At 27.9% G+C, this 16,868-nt stretch carries 15 protein-coding genes; 2 read left to right on the top strand and 13 right to left on the bottom strand.

Features of this window, described 5'->3' with window-relative positions; all coding sequences use genetic code 11:
* Positions 1 to 39 precede the first annotated feature (39 nt).
* From Q0T35_RS08760 to Q0T35_RS08745, 4 genes are all read right to left on the bottom strand, one after another.
* Positions 40 to 1,200 carry a GlmU family protein gene (locus Q0T35_RS08760; protein WP_293917121.1) on the bottom strand — a complete coding sequence of 387 codons (1,161 nt, stop codon included), beginning with the start codon at positions 1,198 to 1,200 and terminating at the stop codon, positions 40 to 42.
* 152 nt (positions 1,201 to 1,352) lie between these two features.
* Positions 1,353 to 2,036, bottom strand: a complete 684-nt coding sequence (locus Q0T35_RS08755) for a Sir2 family NAD-dependent protein deacetylase (RefSeq protein ID WP_293917123.1) — start codon at positions 2,034 to 2,036, stop codon at positions 1,353 to 1,355.
* A gap of 55 nt (positions 2,037 to 2,091) precedes the next feature.
* Positions 2,092 to 4,161, bottom strand: a complete 2,070-nt coding sequence (locus Q0T35_RS08750) for a cytochrome c biogenesis protein CcdA (RefSeq protein WP_295842626.1) — start codon at positions 4,159 to 4,161, stop codon at positions 2,092 to 2,094.
* Positions 4,162 to 4,443: 282 nt separating this feature from the next.
* A complete protein-coding gene (locus Q0T35_RS08745) occupies positions 4,444 to 7,806 on the bottom strand; it encodes a hypothetical protein (RefSeq protein WP_295842623.1) in 3,363 nt (1,120 codons plus the stop codon).
* Between the two features lie 638 nt (positions 7,807 to 8,444).
* On the opposite strand from Q0T35_RS08745, the gene trxA reads away from it, so the two are divergent.
* Complete coding sequence (gene trxA / locus Q0T35_RS08740; RefSeq protein WP_295812210.1) at positions 8,445 to 8,744, top strand: thioredoxin; 300 nt, start codon at positions 8,445 to 8,447, stop codon at positions 8,742 to 8,744.
* Here trxA and Q0T35_RS08735 read toward each other — a convergent pair.
* Complete coding sequence (locus Q0T35_RS08735; protein ID WP_293919357.1) at positions 8,725 to 9,183, bottom strand: regulatory protein RecX; 459 nt, start codon at positions 9,181 to 9,183, stop codon at positions 8,725 to 8,727. The two genes, trxA and Q0T35_RS08735, sit on opposite strands and share 20 nt — an antisense overlap.
* A 105-nt stretch (positions 9,184 to 9,288) precedes the next feature.
* On the opposite strand from Q0T35_RS08735, the gene Q0T35_RS08730 reads away from it, so the two are divergent.
* Positions 9,289 to 9,675: a hypothetical protein gene (locus Q0T35_RS08730; protein ID WP_295812207.1), complete on the top strand. Its 387-nt coding sequence runs from the start codon at positions 9,289 to 9,291 to the stop codon at positions 9,673 to 9,675.
* 87 nt (positions 9,676 to 9,762) lie between these two features.
* Here the strand turns inward: Q0T35_RS08730 and tssD (Q0T35_RS08725) are convergent, their stop codons facing one another.
* The 8 genes from tssD (Q0T35_RS08725) to Q0T35_RS08690 form a co-directional block, all read right to left on the bottom strand.
* Positions 9,763 to 10,158: a type VI secretion system tube protein TssD gene (tssD, locus tag Q0T35_RS08725; RefSeq protein ID WP_293919359.1), complete on the bottom strand. Its 396-nt coding sequence runs from the start codon at positions 10,156 to 10,158 to the stop codon at positions 9,763 to 9,765.
* A 93-nt stretch (positions 10,159 to 10,251) separates the two neighbouring features.
* On the bottom strand, positions 10,252 to 10,638 hold the full coding sequence (gene tssD / locus Q0T35_RS08720) for a type VI secretion system tube protein TssD (RefSeq protein ID WP_295842621.1): 387 nt from the start codon (positions 10,636 to 10,638) through the stop codon (positions 10,252 to 10,254).
* Positions 10,639 to 10,746: 108 nt separating this feature from the next.
* Entirely contained in the window at positions 10,747 to 11,265 is a 519-nt protein-coding gene (tssO, locus tag Q0T35_RS08715) for a type VI secretion system TssO (protein ID WP_295842618.1), read from the bottom strand.
* Between the two features lie 11 nt (positions 11,266 to 11,276).
* On the bottom strand, positions 11,277 to 12,437 hold the full coding sequence (locus Q0T35_RS08710; RefSeq protein WP_295842615.1) for a hypothetical protein: 1,161 nt from the start codon (positions 12,435 to 12,437) through the stop codon (positions 11,277 to 11,279).
* A gap of 15 nt (positions 12,438 to 12,452) precedes the next feature.
* Entirely contained in the window at positions 12,453 to 13,427 is a 975-nt protein-coding gene (locus tag Q0T35_RS08705; protein ID WP_295812203.1) for a TssN family type VI secretion system protein, read from the bottom strand.
* On the bottom strand, positions 13,424 to 14,371 hold the full coding sequence (locus tag Q0T35_RS08700) for a type VI secretion system baseplate subunit TssG (RefSeq protein WP_293919063.1): 948 nt from the start codon (positions 14,369 to 14,371) through the stop codon (positions 13,424 to 13,426). Before Q0T35_RS08700 ends, Q0T35_RS08705 begins: the two co-directional genes overlap by 4 nt.
* Positions 14,371 to 15,024: an NlpC/P60 family protein gene (locus Q0T35_RS08695; protein WP_295812199.1), complete on the bottom strand. Its 654-nt coding sequence runs from the start codon at positions 15,022 to 15,024 to the stop codon at positions 14,371 to 14,373. The genes Q0T35_RS08700 and Q0T35_RS08695 overlap by 1 nt, the downstream gene beginning before the upstream one ends.
* Complete coding sequence (locus tag Q0T35_RS08690; RefSeq protein WP_295842611.1) at positions 15,021 to 16,868, bottom strand: type VI secretion system baseplate subunit TssF; 1,848 nt, start codon at positions 16,866 to 16,868, stop codon at positions 15,021 to 15,023. The genes Q0T35_RS08695 and Q0T35_RS08690 overlap by 4 nt, the downstream gene beginning before the upstream one ends.

Raw genomic sequence — 16,868 nt, 5'->3', positions numbered from 1 at the left:
ATCTTAAACCTTATTTTTTTGCTAAATTTATATAAATTCCTAATAGTTATTATATATATACTTTATTATTTCTTTATCTACTTCTGATAATTCAATCCCTCTTCTTTTCATAGACCGTTCTGCTACCTCAAAAACTTGTTCTAATTTGAAAAGAGGGCTTTCTGACCTACCTCCCCATGAAAATGATTTTATAAGGTTTGGAGGAAAACCTGGGGTAAATATATTTGCAGAAACTCCCACTACTGTACCTGTATTAAACTGTGTATTTATAGCAGATTTTGAATGATCGCCCATAATCATACCGGCAAATTGCAATCCTGAGTTTATAAATTTTCGTGCGGTATAATTCCAAAGCTTTACTTCTGCATAATTATTCTTCAAATTAGAGGCATTTGTATCGGCTCCAAGATTACACCACTCCCCTATTACCGAATTTCCTAAAAATCCTTCATGCCCCTTATTAGAATATCCCAATATTATAATATTATTTACTTCTCCTCCTACTTTGGAATACGGTCCTATAGTTGTTCCTCCATAGACTTTTGCCCCCATATTTATTTTGGAACCTTTACACAAGGCAAACGAACCTCGAATCATTGCACCTTCCATAACCTCTGTATTCTTCCCTAGATAAATAGGCCCCTCTTTGGTATTTAAAATCGCACATTCTGCAACAGCTCCATCTTCTATAAAAATTTGTGATGGATCTCCTATAATTTTAACCGTATCAGATAAATCCTTTGATTTTCTTCCTTGTGTTACTAATGTAAAGTCATAGGCTATAGCCTTTGCATTGTAGGTAAATAAGTCCCATGGATATTGTATATGAATTCCTTTGAATTCTATATTATTCTTCTTATCAAATTTATTTAATTGAAAATTTTCGAGTGTAGTTTTTGAAGCTATTAGTTCCTCATTATGATAGATAGCTTCTCCAAATTCTAAATTTTTAAGTGTGAGAATAAATTCTTGGTAGGGGAAATAAGTTGGGTTAATGAAAAAATTTTGTTCTTCTGTATGAAGGGAATATTTTTTTGAAAGATATTCTTGAGTCAAATATGAAATTTTCTCTGTCTGGAATATTGATCTCCATCTTTCAGCAAAAGTCAATATTCCCATTCTTAATTCTGCTACAGGACGTGTATAAGTTAACGGCAACAGATCGGAGTATTCTTTCCCATCAAAAAGAATAATATTCATAATTTCTACTTTATTATTTTTTCAAATATATAAAATTATATCATAGAATTTACTTTATCTTAATCATTATAATTAATTGTATTTATAAGTATATGTTGACCATATACGTATTATTTAATATAAATTATTTTATTATGCCCCAGTGTAACTCTTTATTCGATATAATGATTTTTAAAATATTCCAATCCTTCGGATGCTCCTTTCTGAATGAATATAATATCATTTCGTAACGCTGTTTCAACAGGTTTAGGATCGATTACATACACTTTTGAGGTTATAGGAACGAAGTCTAATAAAGATGCTGCTGGATAAACCTGTAAAGAACTCCCTATAATAAGAAATAAATCTGCATTTTGAGTTATTTCGATAGCCTTTTCCATTTCGGGCACCATCTCACCAAACCATACAATATGGGGTCTTAATTGTCCTCCATCTTCAGCTAAATCTCCCATATGAACATCTTGTAAGGTTTCATAAACTAATGATTCATTAGTTTCGCTTCTCACTTTTGTAAGCTCCCCATGTAAATGAAGAATTTTTGTTGATTGAGCTCTTTCATGAAAATTATCAACATTCTGCGTTATGATTGAAATATCAAAAATGGATTCAAATTCTTTTAGCAAATAATGTCCTTGGTTGGGTTCGTGATTTTGCAATTCTGCTCTACGCATATTATAAAAATTCTGAACAAGTTCCGGATTTTTATACCATCCTTCTATGGAAGCAACTTCTTGCACATTATAATTTTCCCATAATCCACCTGAGTCTCTAAAAGTGCTCAGACCACTTTCAGCACTCATTCCTGCTCCTGTTAATACAACTAATTTTTTTTTCATACTATATGTTCTCAATTAGTTAATTAATATTTTCATTTAATATAAATATTTGGTTCTATTTTTTCATCTCCTCATAAGCATTAATTCCACATAGCAGAAATTTCTTAAATTCTTTTTTATCCATATAGCCGGCAACTGGGAAATTTATTATTTGGCTATCCGGAGTTACCAAAACATAAAATGGTTGAGAGTTAGAATTAAAGTTCTCCCTTTGAAAAGTAGACCATTTATTTCCAACCGTTTTAATTTTTCTTTTTCGACCCTCTTTCAAACTTATAGTTATTTGTTCATTTTTTGGTAATTCTTCTGAGTCATCTACGTACAGTGATGCAATAATTAATTTATCATGTAAGATATTCCAAATATCTGTTTCACTCCAAACATATTCTTCCATTTTTCGACAATTTTCGCATCCGTATCCTGTGAAGTCAATTAATATAGGCTTATTTTCTTTTTTTGCAATTTCTATGGCTTCATAATAATCATGTACACTGGTAAGTCCTAATACTCCTTCTGTCTGATTATTTTTATAAATACTTATATTTAAGGGTGGGGTTAATCCACTAAGTAATTTTAAATTCGGTTTTTTTGAAGGGAACAATCCGGGAAGCATATATACCGCTATACCTATAAATATACATGCCCAGATTTTTCGCCCAATTCCAATCTTTGGATGCTTATCGTCATGAGGAAATTTAATTACCCCTAATAAATAGAGCACTACTGATATGGAAATAAGAATCCAAATGGCAATAAAAATTTCTCTTTTCAAAAAGAACGTTTTTGCTACTAAATCTGCCTTAGATAAAAATTTAAACGCTAATGCTAATTCAAGAAATCCTAAGACAACTTTTACTGTATTCATCCATCCTCCGGATTTAGGCATGTTATGTAAAAATTGTGGAAATAATGCAAATATGCCAAAAACTAATGCCCAAGCCAAACCGCAACCTCCAAATGCCATGGTCAATTGGTTTGGATTTTGAATTGCATTGGCTAATATACTTCCTAATACAGGTCCGGTACATGAGAAAGATACTATGACTAAAGTTAATGCCATAAAAAATAATCCTATTACCCCTCCCGATTCGGAAGCTTTATCGGACTTATTAGCCATCCAACTAGGAAGTGTGATATTGTAATAACCGAAAAAGCTAAATGCAAATAGAATAAAAATTATAAAAAAGATAAGGTTTAACCATATATTGGTAGCTATTTGGTTAAAAATATCGGAATTTATTCCACTAATTAAATGAAATGGTAAAGTGAATAATACAAAGATTAATAGGATGAAAAAGGCATAAATCAATGCATCTTTTTTCCCTTGCTTTTTACTTTTAGCATGTTTGGTAAAATAGGATATGGTCAACGGAATCATGGGATAAACGCAAGGAGTTAACAAAGCTACCAATCCCCCCAAAAATCCAAATGCGAAAATCCACATATTCCCCTCTTCTTTTATTATTTTCTCACCACACTCTTTAGATATGGGTTCTGCTACATTTAAGCTGGGAATTATAATTTGATTTTTATTAATTGTATTAACTGCTGTTTTAGATTCGACAAAATCTTTCATTCGGTCAGAATCGATAGAGTCCACTTTAGGAGTTAATACAACCGAAGAATGTTTAATTGTATCTTTTTGTATTATTTGAGTTGTTTCTTCATATTTATCTTCCGGAGTTATTGTAAATGTAAAAGATTCTACATCGGGTGCTAAACAAACTTTATCGTTACATATCTGAAATTCGATTTCTGCTTCAAATACTACGGGATTAGTACCCTTAATCTCTAATTGTTGTCGATATTCTACCTTATTAGAATAATAAATTAAGTTTCCTTCAAATACGTCCGAGTATTCTTCGATCTTTTTACCTATTTCTTTGGTTGGACCTACTAATCGAATAGAAGAGTTTTCAGAGTACACAAATTGAGTAGGAATGGCACTTTCTACTTTAATATCTTTGGAATATACATGCCAACCAGGTTCCAATATTGCTGTAAATATGGCCTCGTATTTGTTTTCCTTAGTATGCTTAATTTCAGACTTCCACTTGATAGGATTCTTTACTTGAGCCTGTACTATTATTGCAAGAGTAAAAAAAATCCAAATCAGTTTTTTCATGATAAGCGTTTGTTTTTTATAATTAGAGTTTACGTATCAAATGTAATAAATTTCGCAAATATATACCATTCGTTATACCCTAATTTTATTTTCTTAAAAACATTTTTTTATATAAAATTGAAAATAGGTGTTATATTTTTAAAAATCTGCATGATATTTATGACCTGATTTATAAATAGTTCTTTATTTATGCAATAAAAATTAAATGTGATTTATTCAAGAAATTCTTTTCTATTAGCTCAAATAAATTTTCTAAATAAATTAAATTTTTATTGAATTTTATTAGAAAGAAGCCCTTATCTGAACACTTCCCGTATGGATTGCCTGGGATTCCTCACTCTTACGACCGTCATAGATTATATTCAAGGTAAAGACAGAACTGAGTTCTCTTTGAAGATAAATTTTCCAAACACTATTCTTTCCGCTTAGTAAGCCTTCCATCATTTGACTGGAAACTAATGAATAGTTATTCCCTTTTAAATCGTTTTTAATGTATGAATAACTACCTGTAAGAGAGGTTCTTTTTTCATCATTCCAACGTAATTCTAAACCTACCTCTCTCCAATCTAAACGTTCATTTCCTAATATATTTTTTTTGTTTTGATATTTAACTAAAGTACTTAAGCTAATATTTTTTTGTATTTCATAGGTTACAGATGGATTTATTGCCGTAGTTTCTATAGTAAAGCGTTTGGTTGAAAAAAGTTGAGATCTACTTTTATCCTTTATTAAATTACTTTGAATGGCAAAAATCCAGAATTTCCATGGTTTATAATTTAATAACACTTGAAAATTATCATTATTTCTTTTTTCTCTCCCTGTAAATATATATTGTGTATTATTATTTTCCATATATTGAAAGGTTGCCATCCACTTATGAATACTTAGTCTATTAATAGATAAATTTGTGGTAAAACTTTGCGTTTGAGTTAAAAGGTCACTCTTCGAGAAGGGATTTAATTCTGCTGTTTTATTTTTTTTCTTATACGATGAAACTGATTGGAATGCCGATTGTAATCCTATTCTTTCCCACCAGCTTGATCGTAAAAATCTTGAAGGCGATATTTGTAAGCTAAAAATAAATTTATTGCTATTTGATTTTACATAATTGATATTATCTGTATATACACGTATGTATTGGGCTTGATCACTAAATTCTGCAACTTCAAATTCATCAAGCTCTTCTATTCCGTTTCCATTATAATCCGTCCATTTATAAATACCTTTCCCATCTGTTACTTTCACATATTTGAATTCTCTTTGCGCTTCTTGTCCACTAGATAACTCATAAACTGAATTTAATTGTACCCCATTATTACATAATATTTTATTCCAACGGAGTGATCCTAATATGTAATTTTCATCATTTTGATTACTATATACTGCTTTACTATAATGAACTTTTCTATAATGAAAATCTAAGTATAAATTATGTTTTTGAGTTTTTATTAAATGATTAGTTAGTATACTTCCATAGGAAGTTGTAAAATTCTTCAGTTTACCTACGCGAACTGAGTCGTCTGATCTAATATATAATTTTAACTCTGTGGTTATTTTTAAACTATCTAAAGAAAAAGTAGTATATATTTCATTCCAGTTAAAACTAGAAGAAGTATATTCCGATACTAAATTATTTTTATTTCTATTTGATTCTCCTTTATATCCTATGCCTGTTTTCAGGCTTCCTATTTTATGATGAAATTCTGTAGTGTATTTGATAAAATTTGATTTTATACTGTCTTGTTGTGTAGTATGCAAATAACTTATTTTAGAATGAAAGTCAGTATTTTTTTTTCTATATCCTAGCAATATGTCATTTTTATAACCAGTATAGAAGTTTTTTTCGTCTAATAAATTAAAAGTGTAATTTACGATCCATTTATCAAAAAAAACATTCTTCCAATTCAAACTAAATTTATGTTGATTTATGCCGTTAAATTCTTGCGAAATATTAAAATCTCTATCAAATTCTACCTCATGTATTCTTTCTAAAATATGGAAATTTTTCTGAATAAATGTATGGGATAAATTCAGATTACTTTTCCAATTATTTTTTTCATTCTTTATATCTATATAAAATCTGCTTGCATAACCTGTGTTTTTTTTATTCCCTACGGAAGAAAATGTATTTTCATCGTAATTACTTAACGCTAAATTTATCCCGACATTTCCATAAGCAAATCTATATTCGGTATTTGTTGAAACTACTTGCGTTTTTTGCGGTGGCATTAGTTGGGTTACCGGCTCGTAATTTCCTTGTAATATACCGTCAATGGGAGGAATATATTCATATACACGACCATTGACAGGTAATTGAATGATTCTATAATTTCCCTTGTTTTTTCCCATATAAGTGAAAGAAAGCGTGTATAATTCTTGCGAACTATCGGTAGAGTATTGGTATATTTCATCTGATCCAAAGTTTATTTTTTTATACAGGATTTTATTGGGATCATATTCAGTTAGTTTAGCGTTAGATGCATACATCTTATCTTTATCATTACCTGCTTGACTAAGTACATTTTTTTGAACATCTGTTAAATCTTGATTGCTTTCTTTAGTATCATTTTCAGAAAATATATTAGCGCTAAAGCTAAATTTATCCGACTCATATTTACCGCCAGTGTTTAATAAAAAACGTGTATAAGTAGTGGTATTATAAATATATTCAACGACAATCCTACTATTGGAAGATATATAAGTTTTAGGGGTAAAGGTTAGTTCTCCCGTATTATAATTCATTATATAATCTTGATCTTCTCCTCTTTTTAATAATGAACCATTCATGTATACTTTTTCCGATCCTGAAATGACAATTATAAAAAGTTCTCCTTGATTTCCTTTTAATTTATAGGGTCCTTGATTACCTTCAATACCATTAAATTTCATTCTATTAAATTCTCCTCGGGATAATGAACCTAAAGCGTATAAATCTGTGTATGAATTTTTATTTTTTATTCGAGTCCCTATTTGTATACCGGTAATTTTTCTAGAAAAATTACCAAAATAATCTTTATCTTGAATAAGATCTAAATGTCCCGCACGTATGTATGAACTTTTCGTTGATAACTCAATATATATTTTATCAAATTCATCTAGCCGTTGGGTATATCCGTCTGCTTGAATGGGTATATTATGATCTGAAATAGCAGCTTTTATTCTAACATCTTTACTTAATTGTCCGGATAGTTCCAGATCTAATGAGGACTGCACAGAAGCACTTTGATTATTTCCAAAAGTTATACCTCTTATTAATGTTCCGGAACTTGATAAATTTTGAAAAAATTCATTCTTTTTTTTAGAATTTTCTATTATTTCAAAATACTTTTTAGGTTTATTAATCCTTACTATAAGTGAAGTATCTTTAGAAAAAATTATTTTTTCTTTTTTTTCCGGATATATGTAATAACTAATTTTTAAATTCTGATTTATCAATGAAGGATTGAAAGATAAAGTATTACTTGATGAATCTAATGAATAAAAATCAGGATTAATTTCTTCATCATTTATATTTTTAATAGATATTTTATCGGGAATAACAATTAAAGTATCTATTTTCAAAATAGAGTCTTTGATTTCAACGATCTTATATCTAAAATTAGGATTTTTCCAATCAATAACTTGAGCATGGGCCATTATTCCCATACATATAGTAATTAGTATGAATATTGATCTTCTTAGCAATTTTAATAAATAAACGAAATTATGCTTTTTTTTGATATGAGCATAAGTAGAATTTAAATTTATTTATCTATTCTAATAAAAAGCAATATTATATACTTGAATAACGCTTTTATTTTAAGTATTATAGTTTTAATCTATACAAAAACCCAAATTCTGATTCAGGATTTTTTTTAGTAAGTCTAGTAAATTATAAATATTTCTTTTATTATGCTCTATAAGTTTTGAGAATTCAATTTCTGCAACTAATGCAATTTTTAACTTTTTAGTGATTGATATTAAGATAAAAATTGAATTTTTATAATTTTTTAATTCTTTAAGAAATTATTATCATTTTATTTAATGTAGCGAATAAATTTCAATTTTATTCAAACAAACATTTTTTTATAAAAACAAGTTTTAAATTTATTCTATTATTTCTAAATTAGCTTTCGCTCATTTATTTTTAAATTATACATTTTTCGCATTTAAATGTCATTTTTAGATTAAAAAACAAATGAATTTAAAGGCATTGACATGAAGCAATTTAAAAAGATATTAATTTTTACTCTCTATCGGTTTAATTTTTGTACTAAATATAATATACTAATAAAGTAAAAAATATGTCAAATTTTTCAAATATTATTAATAGCGATAAAACTGTATTATTAGATTTTTCAGCTGAATGGTGTCAACCATGTAAAATATTAGCACCTATTTTAAAAGAAGTTAAAGGACAAATTGGCGAAAGAATAATAATTTTAAAAGTGGATATCGATAAAAATCCAAAGTTAGCAAATTCCTATCGTGTTCAATCAGTGCCTACACTTATACTTTTTAAGAACGGTGAAATAAAATGGAGAGATAGTGGAGTTAGGACTACTCAAGAAATTATAAACTTGATTAATCAATATTCTCAATAATTTCATGTATAAAATGATTTTCATAACCTTTTTGTTGAAGATAATTATATAATTTTTTCTTTTTTAAAAATATTTCAGATTCTCTAATTGTATTCCACTTTTTATTTGCTAATTCTTTAATTGTTGAAATATAATCATCTTCATTTATCTGTTCCAATCCAATGTTTATTAAATTGTTAGGAATTTTTTTTTGTTTTAATCCTTGTGTAATTTTAATTTTACCCCATTTTTTTTGATAAAATTTACCCCTTGTATAAGATAGCGCAAATCTTTCTTCATTTAAAAAATTATTATGAATTAACCATACAATTATTTCTCCTCTTTCATCCTGATCTAAAAAAGTATATTCTTTCAATTTTTGTTCTACTTCATAATGACTGCGTTCTTGATAAACGCAATAATCTGCTAATTTCTTTTTTATGTTAGACAAAGTAAACACATTTCTTATTTAGGATACTAAAATATAAAAAAGTTCTAAATTTATGTTACAAATAGCATTAAAAATTATTTTTTTAAGTAATTTTATCACATTAATTTATACCATATGCGATTTTCTAAAATTTTTTTACTAATATTTCTCCTACAAGCTACTTTTATAGTTACTTATGCTCAAGATAATACTATAAAACCTGAAGAAATTACTGAAAAACAGATTAATGATTTAGATAAAGATGTATATCTTGATGATTTCCAAAAATTGGAACTTCACGAATTTATATTAGAAAAAATTACAAAGGTTAAAAATGCAATAGATACAGGAATTAGCGATACTGAGTTAAGATTTTTAATGGAAAATAATAATAGAGAAATTGATTTTAAATTAAAGGAAATTTTATCTCCGGAACAATTTGAAAAATATTTAGAATTAAAAAGGGAACGGGCTATCAATAATGATCATAAAAAGAAAAAGAGAAAAAAAACAGTTAATTAAGTATATGTTTAAATTTAAAAAAGGCGAAATACGCCTTTTTATCTATACTTAATTAAATTTATATAGTACATAGGTAAATAAACATATTTATCCTATTTTCCACACATTTTCATAAGCTACATTACTTATGGAAAGTGTTTTCGCTACAATTAAAAGATTAATTTTCATAGGTTCGTTATTCACAGAGTCAAATTCTTCCGAAAATTCTATACAATATCCTTTCTCAAATTTAACTTCTTGTAATTTACTCATAGCGTCTCTACGATAAAATATTATCTTTGCATCTTTCGTTTTTTCCGTCGAAAGCATCCAATCTACAAAATAGGGAGCTCCTGTGCTTTCAATCGTCAAATGAATTTGCCCTCCACGAATGCTAGCCTGTGGTTTTCCTGTACTATCTACTCCTTGATTAAAACTGTATTTGCACTGTAGAACATTATGTGTTTTACCATCCATTTCTAATTTAGCTAAGAATGATGACATATCTTTATTTTTATTTTGATTATATTAATTTTTGCATAAATAAAAGGGAATTAAAAATTCCCTTTTATTTTAGAAAGTAATTAATTGATGGGGTTATACCCATTCGTTAATATGTTCTCCAGTTCCCATTTTAATTGATCTTGCAGAAATGGTAAATGTTTCAGTAAGTGGATTAGTACCGGAAGCATCAAAATTTTCTTTATACTTAACTACATATCCATCTGTAAAACTTAAATCTTTCAATGTGGCATTAGAATCTCTTTTTACAAAGATTACCTTACCATCTTTTCTTTCAAAACTGTTTGTCATCCATTCAAAGATGTCACTTTCTCCTGTAGATTCTACAGTAACTTCTATTCTTCCTCCTCTAGTTTGAGAAGATGGACGACCTGTTGGATCTGTTTCTTGAGCTAAAGAATAATTAACATTTAAAATGTTGTAGGTCTTACCTGCTACTTCAAGTCTTGCTTTAAATGACATAATAAAAAAAAAATTATTGATTATTAATTAATAAAATTATTTATACTTATAACACAAATATAAATATTTTAAAAAAATCTTATCCCATTAATCAATGTTAAATATTTGTTAATTTTTGGTTGTTACTATTTGGCTGCATATTTGTAATTCCCTTGTTACAATTTGTAATTGTTTTTTATAGGCATCCACTTTAGCTAGTAATGTATCAATTTCAGATTTACTTTTAGCATAAGTTTTCAAGGTTTTCTTAGCATCAATAAGAGAACGACTTGTTAACAAAAAATTCGTATATAATAATCTTCTTCGTATGCTATCTTTACCAGGCATATTTTGCTCCATTTTTATAATCATATCTATAGATTTTTGCTGATAATAATAAATATCATTATTAGGCATATCTATTGAGTCAATATATTTTTTTAATACCTCCATTTGATTTTCAAACTTTTCTTGATACTTAAATTCATATATCATTGCAGCATTCTCTTTTCTAAGCTCGTAATTTTCTTTCCAAGGTAATTGGTAATTAAAGAATATAGATATAACTATAACAACAATTGTTATTGTAAACAACGATATAAACAGAAGAAAAGCTATCCATCTATCTTTTTTATTCAATATTTCCATATAATAATTTTTTAGTCATCAAAAAATCTACTTTTTTTAGTTTTTTCAATTGGATTATTTTCAAAACTTTCTTTAATAAATATGCCTGTATCATTTCTTTTTCCAATGTAATCAAGTCTGTTTAGTGCTGCAAATAATTGTTCAATCATTTGCATAAATATATTTACCTTTTTAATTGTTTTATCAATTTGTGAGTGGTTATATCCTACATTCACTAAATCCGTAAAGAGAACTTCGAAATCTCCTTGAGAAAGCCCACACCATTCTGCCAAGTAATTCAATAACTCTTCCTTACCCGCTCCAGATTTGGCATCTACAAAATTTTTCATAATTCTTGCAAGTCTTACTATCTTATCCAACATATATGCTGGTGTGGTATATAATCCTAGCCAACGTAAAGAATTGATTTCATTCCCCAGATAATTTATAACCAAATCGGAAAGTTTCAATACCATTAATGCCAAATCATTAGTTTGATTTTTTCTATTTATTTTTTGGGCGATTTGAACGGCATATAATTCCAGTTGTCCCATGAACTTATCAATATTTGTATGTACATCTACTAAGTCTTTATGGCTATTGGTTGAGGTACATGGAGGTATATATCCTGGCTGTAAATATGTTTCTTCTCTACTCACGACAATTTTTCCAACCGTAAGCTGATAGCCTACATTTGAAGATTGATCTGATATTTGTCCTTCTTGAACCAAATGTAATTTATAGGTTGGGGTAAGAAAGGGATATCTAGGAGGATTTTCTTCTGGATTTAAAATCCCAAAAGGTAAATTTTGAAAGGGGTTAACGACTATATTGGCAAGTAAAATAATTTCTTGCTCTTCAGTCAAATCGTAAACCGCTTCAGGATAAGGCATTTGTATATCAATCGAATTAGTTAAGGGGGTAATTTCAATTCTTGCTCCATTAGGAGTTACAGCATGACATTCTTCAATTTTTACCCGTAGCAATTTATGATTATCGATAACAAGTGATATTTTTATTGATTCCATAGTATTGTATACTGGAAGGAGACCATAATTTATTGGAGTTACGTGACTACCAATGGCATCCCGCATCATATCAACAAAGTTATCTTGCATGGATATAAAATGTGACTTATTTATCTTCATCCCATCAACCCAATTAACAGGAAAATAATTTAACTTTTCTAACATAATAAAGGTTGTATTTTAAAAATTATCATTATTTCTTTCTTTAAGATTTTCTATTTTATCATTTTCTGATTTTTCTAAATTATATTTCAATTCTTCTTCAGAATTAATTAATGGTGGTGTACGCTGACATATAATTACACTGTTTTCCTCAATAGAATTTACATATAATGGATAATCCGGTTTTATAAATTTAGGTAAACCTAGATACTTACTTTTTAAGTAAAAGACCCAATGTTGCTTTTCTCCGTTATGATCAAGCAAGTTTATTGTTGAATCTGGATTTCTTAAATTATAATCATTTACAAAGTGGTAAAATAATCTTCCAAAATCCATACGTATTGGGGCCTTGGCTCTAAATTCGGTTCTTGTATCTGAATTAGGGTCTCTATGGAAAATAAAAGTAATTACTACCATATCTCTATACTCACTATCCGGTGGATCAGGATAAGCATGTTCTTCCGGAAATTCCCAGGTTTTATATATTTTGGGCGGAATGGATATAGAGGCATTAAATGTTAAATAGATTAAAGTAGGGATCGAAAAAACTAAAGAAGAATACATCATATTGTATACATAGGTATTTCCTTTTACTATTGTATAAATAAATAAAAAAGGGAAGAGAATGTAAATGATCATTATTAGACTGAAAAATATTTCAATCCAAGGAGATTTAGTATCGAATTCATCAAAGTAATTTCTATATACAATACAATGTATAATGCCTAAAATAAAGAATATAACCTGATAAAAAATAAATATTCCAAATATCTGATTATTAAAAACTTCTGATGACCCTATAAAAACTATTAATGCTGTTATCAATATCAATATAACAACATAGGATATAAATTTATTTTTATATTTTTGTTTAAAACCATTTATTTTAGCGCCAAAATAAACAAAAACTATTACAGATAATGCCAAAATAATTAACAAACCTGCAATTATTGAGGGATCTATTAAATCCTTAAAATACGTTTTGAAGTTCATATTCGTGTGGTTATTCCTAAAATTGTATTTTGAGTTAAATTAAATATCTCTGTTTCGGTTTCTAATAATATTGATGTTTTAACATCAACTTCCATGGGTAAAAAGTAATCATAAAATAATTCTATAAATTTTTTCAATTTACCTTGATGAATATAATCTAAAAACGAAGTCTTTTTCAATGGACCGATTTTAAATTCCAAGTATAATGAATAGTCCATATATGCACTTCCTGAAATCATATCCAACCCCAATCTACTCTCTCCCAGGTTTATTTCTTGTTCAGAGCTTGATTGTTCTTTATAACCTTGTTCTGCAATTTCAACTTTTTCATCCAATAAATAGCTTAAACAATTTACAGTCATTTGTAAATTACCAACAATTTTATGTAAGTAAGGTAATATTCTGATTAATTTGGAAACCAATATTGGGGGCAAATCTCGATCAATGTGCCAAAAATCATAAAAAAAATCTAATGGTTTGGAACCATTAAGCTCAAGTAAAATTTCTTTTTCTATATTTTCTCTTTCTAATGCTTTAATGAAAAATTCATTTTCAAAAGGGAAAAAAAATTTCCTAGCATATTCTTCTTCTTTTTTATGAGCTTTAAACTGCTCAGTCATATCTGAAACCGTTTTTTGGGGCTTTTCAGAACTTAATTCGTGAATCAGACTTTCCGGGAGTGTATCATAAATACCATCCCTAGATAAATTTATTTTTACATATTCCGTTAAATCATAATTATAGTTTATGAGTTCCGCACCCAAAACATCTTTTCTATAAGGTCTTTTAAATTGACCTTTGTAATCCACTAATATATTTTGCTCTTTTGAATCTATTTGTTCAAGTATTTCTGAAATAATTACTTCGGCTTTTAAATCATCTTTAATACTATTTATCGTATTCTTTATTTCTTCTAATAAAGTATCTTTTTCTATTGTATTCATTATTTATTATTTTCCTGATCAATATAATAAAGTCTTCCTGCGCTGACATAACTTAATTGAAAGTAATCAAAATTAAAGTTGCTTATTATCAATCCCTGGCTTATGGAACTAACCAATATCTTATTATTCCTCAGGTATATAGCAATATCACCAATAGCTGTATCCTTTTCATTTCTAAAAAAAAGTATATCTCCTTCTTTAAGAAATTCACGTCCTGTGAATAAATTTATTTCTGGGGATTTAAAAATTCCTAGAGGAGTGCTTGGTAAATTACGTTTGAATGCGTATTCATATAAAGCACTCGTAAATGGTCCGATATTTAGACTATCCATGGTAAATCCTTTAGATGAATATGGAGTTCCTATCCATCTATCTATGAAATCATAAAATTTATAATTATTTAATTCTTCGGGTTTAATGCCTAATATAATTGAATACTTTTCTTTAAGATAAATTTCTCTATCAGTTAAAGTTGTATCTTTAATGGGAAGAGTATTAGGAGTGTTAGGAGTATTAGGTAAAATACCTAATTTTGCCATTATTTCTTGTTGGTTATAAGTGATCTTAAAAGGAACTTCATTATAAAATTTTTTTTGGCACGAATACAACAAAAAAAACATTAAAACAGATAAGACAAATATATTTTTTCTCATTTTATTATTAGTCTATAAGGATAAATATTAGATGAGGATTTATCTAATTTATAAAGCATATTATCGCATAAATACTGCCATTCAAAATCTGAAATTTGGTATTCAGTTGCTAAATTTCTTTCTAAAATTATATCTATGGTTCTTACAAATCCTTTATTAGTAGAAGAATCTATTTTGGTACCTTTTTTTATTTCAATTCCTTTAATGGTAAATTTAAAATGGTTTTGGCAAAAGGTTTTTATATCTGCAAAAGTTACAATTTTACCTCTGGTTAATAAAGCTTCTCTATAAGAATCAATTTTACTTTTGGTATCCATCCTCGATTTTCCTCCAACTGTTGTGTTTATAAACATGATAGTATCTTGTTTAAAATCACTGGTACCTATACAGTCTAAATGGGTGCCAACCTTCAAATCATTGGCTTCATCTCCATTTGTTACCCAATAACTAACTGTAAAGAAATCATTATCATTTTTTACTGCTGTAGATTTAGGTCTGATAATCGCATAAGGAAAATTTGATTTAGTAAATTTCTTTTCCTTTATATGCTGTTCTAATGTAGCTATGGATTTATTAATTTCTTTAATTGTTCCATCAATAAAATCTCCTCCTATAACCGTAAAAGAAGCACTCTCATCTTTTAATAGTTCAATGAGATATTGTATTAATTCGGAAGCATTTCTTTCATCAAAACGGGTAACTCCTGTGTGTCTTAGAGTAGCATCTCCAATATCTAAATTTCCTTCTGAAAACTCTTTTATATGGTATTGATAACCTCTAGAATCATTAATGCTATCTAAATCTAAAAAAATGTCATCAGAAGATAAAGGAATATAATTTATAAAAGAGCCTATTGTTTGATTCTGAGTTAAAAGTCTTTTATTTATAACCGGAATTGCATTAATATAAAACATTACATTTTCAAAAGTTTCATTAATCACTACTTCCGGAAATTGAACTTGAAGCCAGATTATATTCCCTGCCTCGTTCATACTGGTTACCTTGTCTCCAAATATGTTAATTAGCTCATCAGGAACTTTAAATACTTCGTCTTTAATAATGATGTCTTTAGTAAAATGGAAAAACTTGTCTGAATAAAAATCATTAACTTCTGAGTATAATTGATTGATTTTATTATAGTTTTTGTTTACAACTGCATCAATATCTATTGTATAATTTTCAACATTAAACCCTTCTTTATAAGGAATTTCTTGATCATTTATATAAAATTTTGCTTGTTTAAGATAATTATAAAAAATTTCTCGTTGAGAGCTTCTAACATCTGTAAAAAACATAAGCTTTTCAATTTTATCAATTCCTTCGGGACAATTAATTCCTAACCATAATGAGCCATTTTTTAAAAATCGGTTTTCTTTTGTAATTGGGTCTTTATGTATAATTCTCTTTAAAGAGTATAATGAGTTTCCAAAAGCAATATATTCTAATTTTGCTTTTGATAAAATAAACGGTAAAGTAGTTCCAAAATAAATATCTTTAACTATAGGTTGTAAGGGATCATAAATGTTTTGAATTACTTTTTTAGATCTAAATTGATGTTCAACTGATACTGTATAATTATTCTCAATCGGTTCCAAATGAATAATTGACCTTGCAGGTACAATTCCCGTATTGATTTCCGGTGACATAATTTCTAATAATCTCTCAATAATACGAGAACGAGAATTGTTTAGTTCAGAGGATATTTTTTCCAATTCAGAAGCACATGCTTCGAGTAAAAGAGCTACTATAGGATCAAAGGATGTTTCTAACTCACTGTCAGTATATCCCCATGTTTGAGCTGCTCTTCGTAATATTCTATCTTTTATTTTTTCTTTAGTATCCAT

The sequence above is a fragment of the uncultured Apibacter sp. genome, from assembly GCF_946479295.1.
Taxonomy (GTDB): Bacteria; Bacteroidota; Bacteroidia; order Flavobacteriales; family Weeksellaceae; genus Apibacter.
This window is presented reverse-complemented; position numbering and strand designations above follow the sequence as displayed.